The sequence below is a fragment of the Paenibacillus sp. EB106-05-06-XG162 genome (assembly GCF_058791655.1).
The window spans coordinates 320,272-339,604 of the sequence record NZ_JBYTDT010000005.1 but is presented as its reverse complement, the minus strand read 5'-3'; the positions used below and the strand labels follow the sequence as shown (position 1 = coordinate 339,604).

Here is a 19,333-nt window from a genome sequence, read left to right as displayed (position 1 = left end):
CAAAACTCCTTTCTCTTTGTAAACTAGTAGCTCTTATGTTTATTTTATTTCAACAAAGTTAATAAATCTTATAGATCATTGTCACGTTCCTAGAAAAATTATACTTATTTGTTTGTTTCCAAAATGCAGTCTCTGCTTGATCTAGGAACCCTACTCCCACGTATTCTTACCTTCAAACAATATTTGACGGTATTCCGTAGGTGTCATGCCAGTCGTCTTTTTAAACATCCGGCTGAAGTAATTGGGATCGTTGTATCCTACCTCAAAGCAGATCTCTTTAAGACTCAGATCGTCATTGCCCAAAATGCTTTTAGCCTCTTCCATTCTAAGTCGGGTTACATAATCAGTGAAATTTTCCCCGGTATGCTGCTTAAACAGTTTGCTTAAGTAATAAGGACTTAATTTCACATACTCTGCTGTCTGCTCCATCGAAATCTCTGTCTTATAGTGCTCTCCTATATAAGCTTTGGCACTCTCGATTACGTGTCGTTGCCTGTTCTCTCGTCCTCCTATCCCCTCTTCAAGAAGCCTCTCCATCTGATCCTCTGCAAACTGGCGCAAAGCTCCTGCTTCTTGGGCGGCGGATATATGCATCATAAAATCAGGAGGTAACTTGAGAGAAATCTGTCTGGCCAACGTTATAAATAGCCCCATTAGCTCGTTCGCGCACCAAGTCGAGTCCCTATCTGCAAAGGGTAGAACCTTCTCCAAAAGATGAGCAAAGTGGTAGCGCACTTCCTGCCTATTGTGACGTCCAAGGGCACCCAGCAATCTTCGCTCTTCTTCTAATACCACCCCTTCCGCATTACAGCTTTGCTTCATGTCCTCTGAATGACGGATCCGGATATCTGCTGCAGCGTTCGTCGCTGCGGCTACAGCTGCTTGGTATGACCTTAGAAGTCCCTCAATTCCATCCTGCACCGGTCCAATTCCAATAACCGGCAACAGCTCCTGCCCAAATTTATCGTTGGCATATTCTAATAACCTCTCCCCCCATTGCACGGCTTTGACCCGCTGGGCAAACCCAGCCGCTTGACGTTCAGCGGGAACTAATATCATCATTTTGTTGCCGACCATCGGACTGACCAGGCATGAAATTTGTGCTTTCGCATACTCCCTCAAACTCTCATGAAGATCCTTACGGACGGCCTGGAACGCCTCCCAACCTTTCTCCTGAAAGGGGAATGAGAGCAGCATTGCATAGCCTTTATCCCATCTAAATTTCGTCAGCTCCCCTAGTTCCTGCAGGGTGGCGTCCTGGATACAATCGGTCATCAGCATGAGAGTTATTTCACTCTCAACCAGGGGCATGAGACGAGAGAGCCGTTCTCTCTGCTCTAGCTCCTCCATCCGCTTGCGTTTCTCCGTCTCTTTCTCATTCATCATGCGGTGAAGCACATCCAGAAGCTCTTCCCGTTTGGCCGGTTTTAATATGTAATCTGTGACTCCGAGAGAGATCGCTTCTTTGGCATATGAAAAGAAATCATGGGCTGTCACCAAAACGATCCGGCAATCTGACAGTCTTAGCTTAATTTCCCTGATCGCTTCAAGCCCTTGAATTCCCGGCATCTTGATATCCATAAAGATAAAATCGGGACGTTGTTCTTCTGCGAGCTGTATTGCCTTGCGTCCGTTATCCGCATGATAAAATATAAATTGCTCCGGCATCATACGTCTGAGCATCATCTCCAGGCCTTCTCGCTCCAGCGCTTCATCATCGGCAATAAGCAACTTATACATAGTTCGCTTCCTCCTTCTGAGGATCGTGACTGGCAACAGCAGGCAAAATAAACCGTACCGTGGTTCCTTGACCAATCTCGCTCACAACCTCAATTTCTTCCTTGCCGTCATAAAATAAATGCAGCCGTTTAAACACGTTTGCCGTTCCAAGCCCGGATGAGCCGCTCGTTCTGCCGGCCATTGGCCGCGTAGCTTCATCCCTTATGGAGTTCAGCAGTTGCAACCTAATATCTTCCTGCATACCAGCTCCATTATCCGAAATCTCAATTCTGACACGCCCCCTGTCAATGTGGATACCTATTTTCAGAACTGCCCCCTCCTCCATCCCCTCGATCCCATGGATCAGGGCGTTTTCCAGTATAGGTTGTAAGGTTAGACAAGGTACACTTTGGTTCATAGCCTTTTCATCATATTCCGTTATATATTTGATGCGTTCCCTGAAACGAGCCTTTTGAATCGCCATATATTCCATTGCATGCCCCACCTCATCCTGAAGGGTTACAGGATGATCGAGCTTTTGCAGATTATAGCGGAGAAGCCGGGAGACTGACACGGTTAAATCGCTCGTCTTCTCTGCTCCCTCGATATAAGCGAGCTTGGCTATGGAATTCAAGGTATTGAAAAGAAAGTGCGGGTTGATCTGGCTCTGCAGCGTCTTTAGTTCTAGCTCCTTTACGAGCCTGTCTTTCTCCATGCTTTTCACATTCTTCTCCATCAGATCCTGGATGTTGCTCAGCATTTGATTAAACGTTTGGCAAAGAATTCCGATTTCATCGAAAGTTCGCAGTTCAGGCGCCTTTGTATCCAGCTTTCCATTAGATATTTGCTTGGCCGTCAATACAAGCCGGCGGATCGGAATACTAATACTGGTGGAAAGCCATAGGGCAATAACGATGCTTAGAATGGCCACGGTAAATACCAGATAAATGCCTAGCGTGTTAATTTGTTTGGTTATTTGCATAATATCGTTATAAATGGGACGGTAATGTTCCAATTCAAGGTCAACTAAGGCTTGCCCGTCTTCTCCGATATATCGAGAGGTTTGCTCTGCTTGGAGATAGGCGCCGGCCATGCTTTTGGAATCCTGCCCCACGCTGGTCAGGAGATCCCAAGTTTGATTCAGGAAAGTATCCATCAAATTGATGTAATTTTGCAGGGGCAACGCATTGATCTCATTCGTTTCTAGTTCGCCAATTTGAATACGAAGTTCCCGTAGTACTTTCGTGTGTTGTTCTAAATTCGGATAACTTTCAGCATCCATCTGAATGACATACCGGTTTAAGTAACGCATTACCTCTTTGCTTTCCCTGTAAACCTGCTTATAAAGAAGAATGCGGTTCATTATAAGGGAGTAGCTTTCCTGTACATTTCTATTGCTAGTGAGTAAGAAGTAAGAAACGAAGCTCATTAACAGCACGAGCATTGGAATAAATATCAGCATTTTTTTGTGAATACTCATGGAGTTGTGCCTCCTTTTACCTTCGATATTCCAATGACATCCGCAGGAGTAAACAGTTGCGAAGGTATTACAAGGCCTTGATAATGGTCATTGAGCAGCTGCACTGCGAGCTCTCCCATTCTGTATGGCTGCTGGACGACCGTCGCTTCGATCTCCCCCTGACGGATCGCCTCCATTGTTTCCGGAAGATTATCGAAACCGATAATTCGAATGTCTTGGCGTCGCAAACTCTTCTTTGCCTGCAGGATACCCAAAGCATCCGTTGCACTGGTACCCACCATCGTGGTAATGTCCGGATGGTTCTGAAGCATTTCCACTGCTTGTTGTATAGCCTCCATCATAGAAATATTTGAAGGCCTTACCTCCTCAATCTGCAGTCCTTTGTATTCACTGATCACGCTTTTGATTCCTTCCAAGCGCTGTAGTTGATTCGCAGCCAAGTCGCTGCCGATAATAACTCCAATCTTCCCAGCCCCACCGGTCGTTTGAACAACCAGCTCTCCCAGTCGTTTACCCGCTTCGAGATTATCCGTGCCGACAAAAGATAATCGCTTGCTACGCGGGGCATCTGTGTCGATAGTCACAACAGGAATCCCCTGCTCCATCGCTTTGTTAATCACTGGCGTAAATTTAGCGTGATTCAAGCCCTGAACGATAATCCCGTCAACCTTGGAGGCAATAGCCTTATCCAGCAGCTTAAGCTGCTCCTCCAAGTTGTTCCGTACCGGGCCGACACATTCAATGGCAATGTTGTATACTCCCGCCGAAGCGAGGGCTCCCTTTTCGACAAGCTCCCAATACGGATGGCCCTGTTCCTGTTCGATAAGTATGATATGATGGGCCTTCTTCGTCTGCCCGGTTTCCTCATGAAGTCGATTTACGATGTGTTGAATTTTAATGGATTGATTGGCAAAGCTGACCATCAGATAAGTGAATACAGCCATTGCAACCAGGCTGCCAACCAACCACTTCTTATCTGTCATTCTTCTCCTCCTCATTCATTGCAACGATTTTACATACTACAGACCCGCTAATGAAAATTCACTCTCTTAGAAATGGAAACGCTATCAAACGATGTTTAAATAGGCATCTTGCCGTCGACACATCATCCCAATGAACCTTCGTAATGAGAATCCTATTCCATGCAATTTCACTTTAGTGAATCAAATTGATTTTGAATACAGGAAAAAGGTACTCTTTCTCAAAAAAATAAGGTTTACGTTTCTCTAAAAAAAGCACTATTCATTAAAATTGTGTTGTTTTTCAAGTCATCTATACCATTAGCTTCAAAATGAGAAAAACCGCCCGGACATCAGTCGTACATAAAAAAGAGAAGTCCAGGAGACTCTCTCCATGAACTTCTCTTTCCTTCACTGTTTAACTGCTCGCCCGTATTAATCGCCAAGAATCAGTCTTGCGACGATGGCCATGTCGGCTATGTCGATCACGCCGTCACCGTTGAGGTCGGCAATCTTATACTGACCCCAATCCGGATCTTTACTGGATATGCCATACCACTTAGCCATAATCGCCAAATCCGCGATCGACACTTTGCCATCCCCGTTTAAGTCTCCCAATATATTGGAAATTTTGGAAGCATTGAACACATCGAGCGCCGCGCTTAGCGAAGCTTTCGCTTGATCCGAATCGGCTTGAGAAGCGTCTGCGTTGTCAGCAACCGCTTTGGCGCTGTTAATTGCCGCTTGAAGCGCAGCTTTCGAGCCGGCCGGATACTGACCGATCTTCGTGCCTTCGACCGCCGCATTGTGCTCGGCTTGAGCGGTTACAATCAGGTCGTTCAATGCTGATTTGTCAATATTGGTAATCGCTATGTTATGCGAAACGCCCTCCAATTGTGTTTCTACTCCGTCGCCGTTTGAAATCGTCACTTTAGATAAGATGATTGCCGTTGCTGCAGATTCGCTGATCGTATTGGCTTTCCAATGAAGCTTCAGCAGATCGCCGTCCGCATTCACGCCCTTAGTCTCGCCTAAGCTTGCCGCAAGCAGGCGGACTTGACCCGCTTTGACGTCTTGACCCACGATGGCGAATCCTTCTTTCGTCGATTCCGCGGACAAGAATTCCACTTTCGCCGGATCGAATTGAATGGTCAGATTCTGGGCGTAAATGGTATCTTTCACATTCTGCAAACCGTAAGTCATGTCAAAGGAGGCGCCGGCATTGGTTTTGTCTGTACCCCTTAGCGAACCAGCCTGTTTCGCGATTGCATTTACAGTAACACGGATGCTTGTTGTCAATGCTACGCCATTAGGATTTTTCACCCTTTCAGGCAAGGTTACAGTACCGTTTACAGTAAAGGTCTGTGCTGTCTTTAATGACGGATCATAGCTTGAAGCATCTACATCCCATGTCACATCGGCATTCATGCTTCCTGCATCGGTTATCAGTTCTACGGTGGAAGGCAATCCGAGAGCTGCCGCCGTCTTGGCTGTTCCGTTCGCCACCCCTGTGATTGGCGCAGGTGCTGTTATTCCCACAAGCTGTTTGTCAGGTTCAACCTGTATGACTATCGCATTAATCATTGCAGTATCCTTAATAGCTGTAAAACCGATACTCAGGAATCCATCGGTTACAGAGTTTCCTGTGAATACCTTTTCAACACCTTTGTTTCCCCCGCCTGCCGCCGTGTAAATATCGAAATCACTTAACTTTGTGACACTGTTTACACTTACGTTGAACACCCTTTTGCCAGCGCCGGAAAAGTACGATTCCGCAAAATACAGCTTAACGGTATAGTTCCCGTTTTCGAGAGGGAATCTGTAATTAAATGTATTGCCATTTCTTTGGGTCTTGAAGGCATTCGGAAAACCATAATTCGGAGATACTGCCGCTTCCGAGGTGTAGGTTGATGTTGTACCTGAATATCCCCAACTACCGAATTTATAAGCCTGATCCGCTGTCAGCCCATCTGCGGCTACACCACCGGTATTCACTGCATAGGATGTCGGTCCATGCGCATAGAACCTGAACCAGTTTACATTAAACAAATATCCGCTCCCGCCGGTGAATTTGAGATACAGATTATGCTTGCCTGTTGCCCCGCTGACGGAACAGGATTGTGTTACCCATGTCTGCCATCCGCCGGTTCCGCTAACCGAGCATGTTCCGACCAATGTTCCGGACAAGCCGTCCAACCTTATTTCAATGTTACCGCCGCTTGCCCCGCTGGCAACTCTTGCTTCGAACCATGCTGCTCCGCTGCCAAAGTCGATATTGTCAAACTCTAAATAACTACCGTTTTGGATAAATCCTACATCTTCACCACAGTCAGCATCATTACTACAAGTTTCTAATTGAGTTCCTGACTGGTTCGTGTAGTCTGGCGCTTTGATTTTATCGAATGCGTTTCCGGGAGCTATGGCAAAATGTATTTTATACGTCTTAACTTGACTTCCTTCTTTAATAAAGCGTACAACAGCCGTGCCCTTCGGATTATCCGCCTGCGAAATACTTACTTTTACATCCTCATCGCTTGAAGAGGCTGTTACTATCGGCGCATCAGTTGTTCCGGCCGGAAGTTTATATTTTTTCTCATAGGTGCTATAATCATCATAAACAGACATTACAAAATTTTCCAATTGAACTCCGTTCACTGAAATACTATTTGTTGCCGGAACTGTTTCTTTTTCTTGGGAATTCTGCACCAGCACGCTTGAGATCTTTGCTGAAGATCCATCATATGAGAAAATACCTACAGTACCGATATCATGATCCTTATTTTGCTGCTGCAGTACGATTATTCCGTTGATGCGGACTGTAATTGTATTGTCTACTTTAGCTATTGAAACGGAAGCAGATTCATTTGTTTTAAATGCATTGGACGCCTTTTTCAAAACTGTCTTCGTGCCGTATAATACGCTGGACAATTCCAGATTACCGTCTTTCAACTGCAGTTCATAATAGTTCTTATCATCTGACTGCAGGAATCTAAGTCCGACAGTACCTTGTGACAGGTTCACATTGCTCACAAATTCATAGTTCTTCCAGTCTTCTCCGATCTTTGAGGTTACAGAAGCAGCATTAGTCAATACAAGGCCGTTACCTACCGTCGGGCTCCCTGCATTGATTTTCCAATTATCTAAACCTGAAGTGAACGTTTCATTCAATAATAAAGATTGTGTAAAGCTGAATTTCAAGCCATTTAAATCACTTATTACGCTCGTGCTTTTGGAGCTAAAAACAAAATATATCCCATGCTTGCCGTCCACCACATCAATAGCTGGAACGGGAACAACCATTTTTGTCTTTTGCTGTGCTGCATCTTTGGAAATATTCAAGGTGCCGATTTTTGTACCGCCTTGCGCTGTCCAGGGATTGTCCAGCATGATGTCAATTGTACCGTCAACGCCCTTTGGTGTAATATACAATTCAAGCTGAGTGCTCTGTCCGTCGACAGGCTTTTCGTTAAAATTAAAATACTTGTATCCCACGATGGAATTATTCTTATTATTGATAACGGGAGCGTCATCTTGCCATGTATCGTATGTGGTTTTTACATAAGAGTTATTTATTAAAAAAGAGGAAATTCCGGCGGAATGATATTCAAAAGGATTTAATCCATGTAATTCAAAACCCTCGGAGGTAACTTCAGCTCCGGTATATTCATTACCTTTGATATCCTTCACAGTTTTCAATCCTGTAATGACTACCTTTCCATCTGCTGTTACATCAACATTTATCGGAGCTACCATTTCCTGACGTGAATATTCGTTAGTACTTATTCTTCTATGATAAAACACATACCACTGGCCATTGACTTCCAGGATACTTCCATGGGTATTTCCGTATGGTTGAGACGTCGTCATTAATCCATTTTGATCAAGTACCGGTCCACGGGCATCAACAAGTGTTCCGCCATAAGTCCACGGTCCCAACGGAGTGTCTCCATAAGCGTACGCCAAAGTGTTATTGGATACGTCAAGTCCATACTCACCGTTATTTGTCTTTCTGCTGTAAATAAAAACATATTTACCCTTGACCTTACGCATCGATGAAGCTTCATAAAACCTGAAGTTGTTGCCGGCTGGCACATTATTGCTGTTGCCTACCATATTGCTTATAACTTGTGTACCAGGTTTTACTGAACTCATTGTGGCCGGATCAAGTTCCGCTGCATTTGATTGCTCAAATCCCCAGTATCCGTACACTCTGCCATCATCGTCAACAAATACAGCCGGGTCAAATCCTAAGTTGCCTACTGTCTCTGTTTTGTTGCTTCCTTCCTTCCAGTTGGTTACCTCAAAAGGTCCATCCGGCCTCTTTGATTTTGCTATCATTGATTTTCTGCCACTTGCCTGATTGTTAGGATATAGATAGTATGTCTTCGTACCATCAGCTTCCTTAACCTCTACAACATCCGGTGCATACAATAAATCTGCCTTCCCATTTACAATGGATTCAAAAATTTTACCATCATAACGCCAGTTATTTAAATCATCTGCCGGAGCAGACCAGGTTACTAGATCATATCCACAGTATTGCGTCTGTATTGTATCATGGGAGCCATAAATATAGACACGGTATTTTCCCGGATTGTCGGGATCTTCAAAAAGGCGCGGTTCTCCGTCCGGAATATGCTCCCACAGCGGCAAATATGGATTTGCAGCTTGCACATTAGCATAGAATCCAAAAAAACCGAATAGCATGACAAATACCATAATCACAGAAAGACCTTTTTTGGTTTTTTTCATTAATTTTTTAACTCCCACTATAAATTAATTTTTTTCTTTCATTTGCTCACCTTTTCTTAGATTTTCAATATCGACTATCTTAAGATGGAGATATTATCGTGATGTCACATCCAAAATGCTATTCATTTTTCTATAATGAAGCGGCGTCACTCCCGAAATTTTCTTAAAGGTGGAATTGAAATGGGTTACGTGCTCGTAACCAACCATATGGGAGATTGTAACGATTTTTTCTTGTGAATTACTCAATAAACTTTGTGCTTTATTAATCCGCAGTAATTGCAAATATTCACGAAAATGCAACCCGGATACTCGCTTAAACATCCGGCTTAAATAAGAAGCGCTTATATAAAACTTTTTGGCTAGTAAATCCAAGGTTACCTCCTCATTGAAATGTTCGTTCAGATAGGCCAAAATATCCTCAATGATCATGTCCATCGGATGGGTTCTCTTTTCTAAGCGACCTGACTCCCCATTGATGTTAGATATTCTTGATATCTGTATCAACAGCTCAATTAACAACAATCGAATGTAGTTCCTGTAGCCTTTCTCTTGCTGGCGGCATTCAATAATCATTTCCTTAAGAATTCGTTCTACCCCCTTCTGTTCCTTCGCCGAGAATCGAACGATAGTAACGGCACGGGTAAAGGGCAGCAGCCTCTCCTCATAAACAGCTATAAGAGATCCTACAAACTCCTTTTTAAAATAAAGAGCGATTTTTTCCGTTTCAACCATCTTGGTGCCTGGGAATCGATGTGTTTGGTTCGGATTCGACAGGACCATATCCCCCTTCTGGAGCAAGTAACTGTTCCCATTGATTGAATAAAATTGTTCGCCCTGGAAGCAATAAAAAATTCGATACTGTTCATGTGAATGTGCCTCCGGCATTTCTGTAGTACAACCTTTATGAACATGCTGGATAGCGAAATGATCTACGTCTATAGCATTCATCATGAAACTCCCCTTTCCAATGGATAACAGGCTCCTGCTGCTAACACAAAAAAACACCTCCAAGTTATCCATATTTCTGACATGGTCTTCTCTTGAAGGTGTTTTGATGGGTCTCACGTTTATTGGCATGCTAAAAAACTAATAAGTTCACTTTATTTCGCAACCTTCTTTCGGTTCGCGATATCCAGCCAAACGGCGAATACTAATATGCTTCCCTTGACCACATACTGCCAGAACGATTCCAATCCCATTAGCGACATTCCATTGTCGAGCGAGGTCATAACCAAGGCTCCTATCAAGGCACCTGTAACTTTCCCGGAGCCTCCCATCAATGAAGTTCCTCCGATTACGCACGCTGCGATCGCATCCATCTCCGCCATGTTTCCCGCTGAAATGGTCGCAGACGATAACCGTGAGGTCAACACTATCGAAGCGATAGAAGCCAAGAGTCCACTGAAGACGAAGACTGTCAAGGTCTTTTTCTTAATATGAATGCCAGACATACGGGCCGCATCGCTATTTCCTCCAATTGCATATATGTGGCGACCAAGTGTGGTTTTGCTTGCGATGAAGGAGAAAATTAATGCTAATAGGATGACAAATATAATGGGAAAAGGGATGCCCTTATAGCTGTTGACTACCATGACGAAGCAAACGACCAAGAGACTGTAGCCCGTCATCTTAAGTAAATCGATACTGAACGGAGCTACAGTAAAGCCATACTTAAGCCTGGATCTGCGTTTACTCACCATAAACCAGACTACACCTGCTATGGCTATAACCGTGAGTATCCAGCCGAATCCTTTGGCAAAATATGCGTTGCCCATCATGGCGAAGCTGGCGTCAGAGATGGAGATTGTCGTCGAATGGGTAACGCCCATCAAGATGCCCCTGAATACAAGCATCCCTCCTAAGGTCACGATAAAAGCAGGTACCGTCTTGTAGGCTACGAGCCAGCCTTGAAGCAGGCCTAGCACAATACCCGCCGTCAAGGTCCCAACGATAACGATTACCGTTGGCAAGCCCCACCAATTGCTGAGTATAGCAGCGATGCCTCCTGTCAGTCCTACGATGGAACCAACGGATAAGTCGATATGTCCAGCCACTATGACTAGAACCATACCAATGGCCAAAATAGCTGTAACCGACATTTGGGTGAAAAGATTGGACAAGTTACGTGGGGTCAGGAACGTATCGTTCATAAGTCCGAATATGAGCCAGATGAGAATCAAAGCACCGATCATTGTATAGGCGCGAACATCTATTTTGCCGAATAACGTTTTTTTTACCGGCTTCAATACTTCGGCATGATCTATTGTTTGTGAATCAGGTTGCATGGTTATTTCCCTCCAGTTGCGGCTAACATAATATTTTCCTGCGTCGCCTCGCGGTAATCCAGCTCATGGACAAATTCCCCCTCACACATGACAAGAATCCGGTCACTCATCCCGAGGATCTCCGGAAGTTCCGAAGAAATCATGATGATAGCCACTCCTTGCTCAATTAACCGATTCATAAGGTTGTAAATTTCATATTTAGCCCCGACATCAATACCACGTGTGGGTTCATCCATAATTAAAATATTGGGATTAGACATAAGCCACTTTCCAATAACTACCTTTTGCTGATTTCCGCCAGACAAAGTCCCAACTGGAGTTTCCAGCGAAGCCGTCTTTGTTTTCAATTCTTGAACATACTGTTGTCCCCATTGAATCTCTTCATTTTCGTTTATTATCCCAAATTTGGAGACCCGATTCATATTGGCTAAGGTCGTGTTCGTTTTGACATCCATGGATAAGACCAATCCCTGACGCTTGCGGTCTTCCGTCACAAGCGCCATTCCGGCCTGTATGGCATCGGATACGCTGCGAATGTGAACCGGCTCACCATTGATCTTTACAATTCCTTTGGATTTGCCTTCGTAAGCTCCGAATAAACTGGTAACGAGCTCCGTCCTCCCTGCGCCCATTAAGCCTGCAATGCCTAATATTTCCCCCTTACGGAGTGTGAAGCTTACGTTACTGATAACCCGCTGATCCGTTTTTTCCTTATGCCAAACCGAGTAGTTTTTCACTTCCAGTACGACGTTGTCCGGCTTGTGTTGCACTCGGGGATAACGCTCCGTCAGTTCCCTTCCCACCATTAGTGATACAATATGGTCATCATGGGTGTCTTTACGATCCACAGTCGTTATTGTTTGACCATCACGGAGGACCGTTATGGAATCAGCAAGACGAAATACTTCTGGCATTTTATGCGAGATGTAAATACTGGAGACGCCTTCAACCCGGAGCTGATCCAAGATCCCCATCAGAATATCTACTTCACTCTCGGTAAGAGCTGCTGTAGGCTCATCCAGGATGAGAATTTTGGTATGCTTGGACAGAGCTTTTGCGATTTCGACCAATTGTTGCTGGCCTATGCCAAGATTCCCGATTTTGGTTTCTGGATTGATATGAAGACCAACACGCTTTAGCCAATCAGAAGCGTTCCGATATAATTCGTCCCATTGAATGATCCCGCGCTTTACCGGTTCGGCGCCTAGAAAAATATTCTCTCCGACAGTCATATCCTTAACTAAGGCCAGCTCTTGATGAATGATGGTGATCCCTGACTGCTCCGCGTCCTTTATTGACCGAAATTCTGTCTTCTGCCCATTGATCTTCACTTCCCCTGTATAAGTACCTACGGGGTACAAGCCGCTTAACACCTTCATGAGCGTTGATTTACCCGCCCCATTCTCCCCACATAACGCATGGATCTCTGCTTGCTTTACCTTCAGATTTACGCCGTTTAATGCCTTTACGCCGGGAAACTCCTTTACTATATGGTTCATCTCAAGCACATACATGCCCCCAGCTCCTTCCGGCAATTGGAATATCATTCAGGAGGACGGCGGGGCCGCCGTCCTTAATCTCCGTTTATTGTTTCGGCCATTGGTCTTTTGGAACGTTCTTAAACACTTCCTCAAGCTTTTGAAAACCGTCTTTAATCACTGTATCAACCAGATTCGACTTATCCACAGCGATAGGATCCAGCAGAACGGATGGAACATCAATTTTGCCGTTGTTGACTTTCTTCTCTGCGTCAGCCACTTCACCACCCTTGGCCAAGGTAATCGCCATCTCAGCTGCTTTGGTAGAAATAGCCTTAATCGGCTTATACACCGTCATCGTTTGAGTCCCTTCCGCAATTCTCTGTACAGCAGCCAAGTCAGCGTCCTGACCGGAGACCGGGATTTTCCCTGCGAGTCCTTGCGCCGCTAGCGCTTGGATGACACCGCCCGCTGTACCGTCGTTTGCAGCGACTACCGCTTGGATGTTGTTATTATTGGCGGTCAAAGCGTTCTCCATGTTCTTAAGAGCTTCTTCCGGTCTCCAATCCTTGGAGAACTGGTCGTAAACAATCTTGATATCCCCCTTATCCTTCAACGGGTTCAAGATGTTCATCGCCCCCTGTTTAAACATAAGAGCGTTGTTATCGGTGTCCGCTCCGCCGATGTAAACGAAATTGCCCTTGTTCACCTTATCCGTGACAGCTTTAGCCTGCATTTCCCCTACACGAACGTTGTCGAACGAGATGTAATAATCGACGTCCGAATTTTTAATTAACCGGTCATAGGAAATGACCTTTATTCCTTCCTTATGGGCCTTATCTACAATCGGAGCCGTCGCCTCTGCGTTATGCGGGATCACCACAAGCACATCAACGCCTTGGGAAATGAGCTGCTCTGCCTGACTCATCTGAGTGGCATCATCTCCGTTTGCGGCAAGCACCTTCACTTCCCCGCCCAACTCCTTAACCTTTGCAGAGAATAAATCCCGGTCTTTCTGCCAACGCTCCTCCTTCAATGTATCCATCGATAGCCCGATAATGAGTTTGCCATCATCTTTCTTAGCCGTCTTAGTCGAAGCAGGCGCATCCTTCGTTTCATTGCCATTGGTCACAGCGCCACAGCCTGTGATAGATACCACCAACAAGATACTTGCTAAGGCAAGACTTGATCTTTTACTCCACTTGTTCATTGAATCGACTCCCCATCACTTTGGATAATTTGATATCGCTTACATTATTCATACTATCAGGCTCCTCTGGGGTTTAATATAACGATTACCCGGACGCAATTGACATATTGCAGGACAATTTTGGCTAAAAATGAAAACGGATAGATTTTTATTTCATTTTCTGCATTTTTTTGTTGTCCGCCATTAGAATCTCAGTAAGCGTTAAACCCAGCCTTTGATATGCCCATTTTTGATAAACTCTTGAAAACGGAAGTTTGAACTTCGACCATTCTGAATTGCCGATAGAGATCAAAACGAGTAAAGGTAAGACACAAAAGTAATAAATGGAAACTAGCTGATGTCTTCAATGGATTCTATAATTAAAAAAATAACAACGATGGCCTAAAAAAAGTATAATGAACACCAGCTGTGAAGAACATTTTCTAGATAGATCCTATGACGCTTCAGTCAACTACCTTTGACGGAAATCTGTATGCGCTTACATAAAAAAGAAGCGATGATCGTCGCTCATCGCTCAAACACCGGACTTGTGGCTGCGGACAAATTCGCTCCAGAAGCTCCAACCTGCCGTAACGGCAATTGAAAAAGAAATCATACAAGAACATGCGTGGTACGCTTCGTAAAAATAATAGCGTATTCCCCTTCCTGATTTGTAAGCGCTTCATTGTATTCCTTGCTATAGAAGCGTCTATCGCTTTTATATAAAACAATCGAAAAAGGAGCATGCGATTATGAATGGTAAACTGAAGAAACGTTTTGTGGTTTTCTTAGCATCCGTATTAACTGTTGGTACGATGCTGAATGCTACTATCGTACAAGCCGGCGGCGATACGTTGCCACCGCGTCCTGGTGAACAAGGTTTCAAGGGGAAAAACCAACCTGTCTATCATGGACACCGCAAACAAAATATTGTGGATTGGACACCTGAAAATGATGAATATTATGACTTTATGAGAGCGAAAGTGCCGCTTCAGAATCGTAATGAAGCTTTTAAACCAACGCAGGCTAATCCTATGTTGGATCAGGAAGTTCAAAGCCTGCTCTTAACAGGTGATTATGGCAACGAATTTTTCAATCCAACGATCTATAATGATCAATTCGCACAATATTTATTTAACTTCTGGCAATATGCGGATTATACGGCATCCTGGCATGGCGTAGTTACCAACCCAACGCCTGATTCTTTGTTCGATCCCGAAGCAGACTGGTGGCAGCGTGAATATGAGTTTGGTGTGGTGAATATTCCAAACCCGGCGTATACCAATGCAGCTCACAAGAACGGTGTTAAATCATTAGGTTGTGTTTTCTTCCCAAGAACAGAACATACCGATGACTTTATTTATAAAGACGAGAACGGAAAATTCCCAATCGCTGATAAACTCGTTGAAATGGCTAAATATTACGGTTTTGACGGTTTCTTTGTGAATGCCGAGGAAACGCTGCCTGCAAGCTTTATGCCAGTCTACCAGGAGTTCCTCCGTGCCATTACATCGCAAGGACTTTATGTACAAGTCTATGCTTCAAATCTATACGGTCAAAACAATCAAAACAAGTGGGGTAAAATTGATTACTATAATAAAGATGCCTCCTTGTTTAGTAACTGGATCAAATCCCCAGGGGATAATACTATTGCTGCTAACTCCTTGTATATGAATCCAGACCCAAGTAAAGCCATGGTCGATGGTTCTGTTGCAAGTATGAAAGCATTAGGCTTAGATCCAAGAGAAACTGTATTTGATACGCTTGAAGCGGGTCAAACCGGATTTAGTGGAATGCGCGGTTCATTATATAACACACTTGATGAAAACTTAGTTCCAAGAACAGGCATTGCTTCACTTGGTGCTTCAACGGTATTTGACCATCTAGATGAGCAGTTGTTTGGTCATTCAGGTCCAAATAAGTACTCTGAAAATAGACGCGGTAACCCAGACTATTACAAATATATCGCGCAAAGAGAAAGAACATGGTACTCAGGTGCTGCAGATGCTCCTACATATAACGAGGGAAAAGGAACTCTTGCTTCAGCTGGTATGACACAGGAAGAATTGCAACAAGCTGTATTAAATGCTACACCGGACCCTGTAAAAACAGCCAATGACCCTAATCGTGCAAAGCCAGACGAGGGTAAGGATAACGAGGGTAAGCCATATAAGACATGGCCAGGTCTAGCGGCATACATTTCTGAAAGATCCGTGATTGACGGTTCAAACTTCTATACGAACTTTAATACCGGACATGGTATGGAATATTACATTGACGGTAAAGTGTCGAATAACAACCAATGGGCGAACATCAACATTCAAGATATTCTTCCAACATGGCAGTGGTGGATCGATACAGACGGCACTCGATTAAAAGTAGATTTCGACTATGGGAAGAAATATAGCGCAGGAAATGATTATACGCAGCTTGGCGGATATCAAGGTGGCAGTTCTCTAGCGATCTTTGGCGATCTAGATGCAACGAACTTTGTTCATTTATACAAAACAAAATTAGATATTAAAAAATCTTCGAAGTTAAACATTACGTATAACAAACCATCAGCTACGGATGCGAGCAGCGTAAAAGTCGGTTTGATTTTTGAAGACAATCCTTCCCAAGTGGAGTATGTTGACATTCCTAGCGGTGCTAACAAAACGACAAAAGGATGGGATCAGAAAAATCTGGATTTATCCAAATATGCAGGTAAAACATTAGCCTCTTTCGGATTAGCTATCACTCCTGAGCAAGGAACGATTGAAAATTATCAATTCAATGTTGGTGAAATTAAGATTACGGATGGTACCATCGCTAAAGCTAGTGCGCCATCCGGCTTAAAAATTGATAAATCCTTTGATACTTCTGAAATGTATATTTCATGGGATTTAGAAAATTACAGCAAGGTACAACGATACAATGTTTATGCAGAATATGAGAATGGCACAGAAATCTTCTTAGGCGGGACTTATGATGACAGATTTTATATTAAGTCTTTGTATGATCCACAAGGTACAGTGAAAATCAAAGTAACAGCTGTTGGTGCGGATGGAAGAGAAAGCAAGGCGGCAGTTGCCCTGAAAGATTTCTCTAAAACGGTGAAAAATATCCATACAACAGAAAATGTTGGATCTATTGATGTCACTTGGGAATCGCCATCCGTTCAATATGCTAACGTAAAACTAGATGTAACCTTGAACTATTCCAATAAAGAAGGATATTCAACGAAAGTAGCAAAAGGAGTAAATGCAGCGAAAATTGAACTTCCAATTACAGATGGAAGCGCATATACCGTTAGAATTTCTTTATTGGACGCGAAGGGTAACGTTGTGAGCTATGCCGATCATACTGGTGTATTAAAAGACGATCATTCCAATGTATATGAAGGCACTGCAACATTGAAAGGAACGAAAGTGAAACTCTCCGGTCCAACATCTGATGACTGGTGGCATTTATATGTATGGCAAGACGGCAAACAGATTACATTCAAAGATGGAAGAACATATGCGATTCGTGGTATTGACGATTTAACATCCATTCCAGTAAAGGGAACTTCAGGTGTTATTGAGGTCGTATTAGAAGACTTTAACGGCAATAAGTCTGAGCCTGTACAAGTTCCATTCGGAACAACTCTTACCAATGAGTAAATAAAGGCTTTATTCTAAGTGATAACAACTCGCTTCCTTTTTATGATTTTATAAACTGGAAAGCGAGTTTTTATTATGGTAAATCGGAAAAAACGCGATCCCCCGGACCGAGGGAATCTCCCCCGTACTCCGTAGAATCGCGTTTTGTGCGAGTACCGCAATTATTTATACTGCTTCCAATCTTGCTTCGTGTTGTTCAGTAAATATTCGAAGTCGTTCTCTTTGCGCTTCTGCTCTGCTTTCCGCGCTTCCTCTTCCTGTTTCCGTTTCGCAGCCTTCCGGTCCTCTTCTTCCTGCTTAAGATCATTGGCCTGCGCTTTCAGCTTCTCGAGTACCTTCGGATCGAGGAGATCCTTCAAGGTAGCTGGCTTATCTTGAGCAGCCGGCGCTTGAGCAGGCCGCGTCTGTTTTGATTTCTTCGCCATCTTTTATCACCTCATCTTGAACATTTCATCGTACTATTATAACAGATTCCATGAAAAAAGAGGCCTCTTGGAGACCTCCTTGCATTAATTAGAAGAATGAATTCGATAAGTGCATCGTAGTCCGCCTTTGGCGAGACATTCGGTTCGTTCCACTTCGGTGCCGAGCAGTTCCTTGAATAAGGCCAGCTCACATTGACAAGCTTGCTGATAGACTTGGGCGACTTGGGTGATCGGACAATTATGCTCATGCAGCAAATATTCTCCTTGTTCCCCCTGCGTGAGTTCAGCCATATACCCATTCGAGCTCTGGATATCCGTCAGCTCTGTAAGCCGTTCATTCAGATCCTTGCCCTCCATTCGCGGGGCATATTTGCGAAGCAGCTTCGCCTTACGCCCTTCGAACAATCGATTCACCATCGCTTGTCCAGCCTCTGGATCCTCGGCATGATTCTCTTCCAGCTCTTGCAGCAGCTCCAGCAATAAATTCTGATAGTTCTTCGGAAAATGATTGTCCGCCAGCTCCGTTAACTCATACACCAAGCTTGGACGACCTATCGATTGCCGAACCAGCGTGCTTCGTACAAGCCCGTCTCGTTCTAATGTATTTAAATGGCGTCTCACTGCCATCTCCGTGATCTGCAGCGACTTCGCTAGCTCACTAACAAGGAGTCCGCCCCTCGTCTTCAACAATGTAAGAACAACACGCCGTGTTGATGTCTCTTGCTCCGCTCTTAACATACGTACCACCTCAGGCGTATTGTAACGTATTTCAGTACATAAGTAAATTAGTAAACATTTATGTATCAAAAATACGTGTTCGCAGTATCCTGCACATTTACGATTGGAACGCCCCTAATTCCCGCTCGACATATTGCCGCACGGATGACGCGAAGGTCTCCAGTACATCAGGCAGTACCGCTAGAAAGGGATGTAGCTCCAAGCTTGGCCACGCATAATATTCTTGCACTAACGGTTTACGCAGACGCACAAGCTCTATTAGCACGGGTGTCAACTCGCGTGGGAATACTTGTTCTTCTGCATTAATCTCAATAATATCCTCATAACTGCTAGCATCGCGCATAATAAATCCATCGATCAGATAGCTTCCAACATCTGTGACGGTCTCAATGGCGAGATGCAGTGCTCGTTCTTGCGCAAGGCCTTGAACCTTGCTGCCATCCCAGCTGACTCCAATCTCACGCATCGCTTCCGTAATCGAAGGAATAAATTGCAGCCGTAATTCAAGTTGCTCACGATTCACATAGTACACGGCAAGTGCCTCCCATTCTCTGGCTTAGGATTGCTTCTTCCGCTTGCCTTTCCATTTCAACCAGAAGAAGATTACGAGGAAACCAACGACAATCTCAAGAACAACTGCAAAGGCTTCCATAACATCTTTCAA

12 protein-coding genes are annotated in these 19,333 nt (G+C 44.2%); 1 reads left to right on the top strand and 11 read right to left on the bottom strand.

Annotated elements, in window-relative coordinates:
* Window positions 1–150: 150 nt before the first annotated feature.
* The 8 genes from AC3WU2_RS14505 to xylF all read right to left on the bottom strand — a co-directional run bounded on the left by AC3WU2_RS14505 (window position 151) and on the right by xylF (window position 13,883).
* A complete protein-coding gene (locus AC3WU2_RS14505) occupies window positions 151–1,740 on the bottom strand; it encodes a response regulator transcription factor (RefSeq protein WP_492455225.1) in 1,590 nt (529 codons plus the stop codon).
* Window positions 1,733–3,181 carry a sensor histidine kinase gene (locus tag AC3WU2_RS14500; RefSeq protein WP_492455223.1) on the bottom strand — a complete coding sequence of 483 codons (1,449 nt, stop codon included), beginning with the start codon at window positions 3,179–3,181 and terminating at the stop codon, window positions 1,733–1,735. The genes AC3WU2_RS14505 and AC3WU2_RS14500 overlap by 8 nt, the downstream gene beginning before the upstream one ends.
* Before the next feature lie 14 nt (window positions 3,182–3,195).
* A complete protein-coding gene (locus tag AC3WU2_RS14495; protein WP_492455221.1) occupies window positions 3,196–4,182 on the bottom strand; it encodes a sugar-binding protein in 987 nt (328 codons plus the stop codon).
* Between the two features lie 411 nt (window positions 4,183–4,593).
* Window positions 4,594–8,910, bottom strand: a complete 4,317-nt coding sequence (locus AC3WU2_RS14490) for a carbohydrate-binding protein (protein ID WP_492455219.1) — start codon at window positions 8,908–8,910, stop codon at window positions 4,594–4,596.
* A gap of 93 nt (window positions 8,911–9,003) precedes the next feature.
* Window positions 9,004–9,795 carry a helix-turn-helix transcriptional regulator gene (locus AC3WU2_RS14485; protein WP_492455326.1) on the bottom strand — a complete coding sequence of 264 codons (792 nt, stop codon included), beginning with the start codon at window positions 9,793–9,795 and terminating at the stop codon, window positions 9,004–9,006.
* A 215-nt stretch (window positions 9,796–10,010) separates the two neighbouring features.
* Entirely contained in the window at window positions 10,011–11,195 is a 1,185-nt protein-coding gene (locus AC3WU2_RS14480) for a sugar ABC transporter permease (RefSeq protein WP_492455217.1), read from the bottom strand.
* 2 nt (window positions 11,196–11,197) lie between these two features.
* Window positions 11,198–12,709, bottom strand: coding sequence for a xylose ABC transporter ATP-binding protein (locus tag AC3WU2_RS14475; protein ID WP_492455215.1), 1,512 nt, complete (start codon window positions 12,707–12,709; stop codon window positions 11,198–11,200).
* A gap of 70 nt (window positions 12,710–12,779) precedes the next feature.
* Window positions 12,780–13,883 carry a D-xylose ABC transporter substrate-binding protein gene (gene xylF / locus AC3WU2_RS14470; protein ID WP_492455213.1) on the bottom strand — a complete coding sequence of 368 codons (1,104 nt, stop codon included), beginning with the start codon at window positions 13,881–13,883 and terminating at the stop codon, window positions 12,780–12,782.
* Window positions 13,884–14,614: 731 nt separating this feature from the next.
* On the opposite strand from xylF, the gene AC3WU2_RS14465 reads away from it, so the two are divergent.
* Window positions 14,615–17,506 (top strand): endo-beta-N-acetylglucosaminidase, encoded by a 2,892-nt coding sequence (locus AC3WU2_RS14465; RefSeq protein WP_492455211.1) that lies wholly within the window; start codon window positions 14,615–14,617, stop codon window positions 17,504–17,506.
* A gap of 161 nt (window positions 17,507–17,667) precedes the next feature.
* On the opposite strand, the gene AC3WU2_RS14460 is transcribed toward AC3WU2_RS14465, so the two are convergent.
* The 3 genes from AC3WU2_RS14460 to AC3WU2_RS14450 all read right to left on the bottom strand — a co-directional run bounded on the left by AC3WU2_RS14460 (window position 17,668) and on the right by AC3WU2_RS14450 (window position 19,201).
* Window positions 17,668–17,931, bottom strand: a complete 264-nt coding sequence (locus tag AC3WU2_RS14460) for a YqkE family protein (RefSeq protein WP_492455209.1) — start codon at window positions 17,929–17,931, stop codon at window positions 17,668–17,670.
* An 84-nt stretch (window positions 17,932–18,015) separates the two neighbouring features.
* Window positions 18,016–18,669 (bottom strand): helix-turn-helix transcriptional regulator, encoded by a 654-nt coding sequence (locus AC3WU2_RS14455; RefSeq protein ID WP_492455207.1) that lies wholly within the window; start codon window positions 18,667–18,669, stop codon window positions 18,016–18,018.
* Between the two features lie 97 nt (window positions 18,670–18,766).
* Window positions 18,767–19,201 carry a DUF86 domain-containing protein gene (locus AC3WU2_RS14450; protein WP_492455205.1) on the bottom strand — a complete coding sequence of 145 codons (435 nt, stop codon included), beginning with the start codon at window positions 19,199–19,201 and terminating at the stop codon, window positions 18,767–18,769.
* Between the last annotated feature and the right edge of the window lie 132 nt (window positions 19,202–19,333).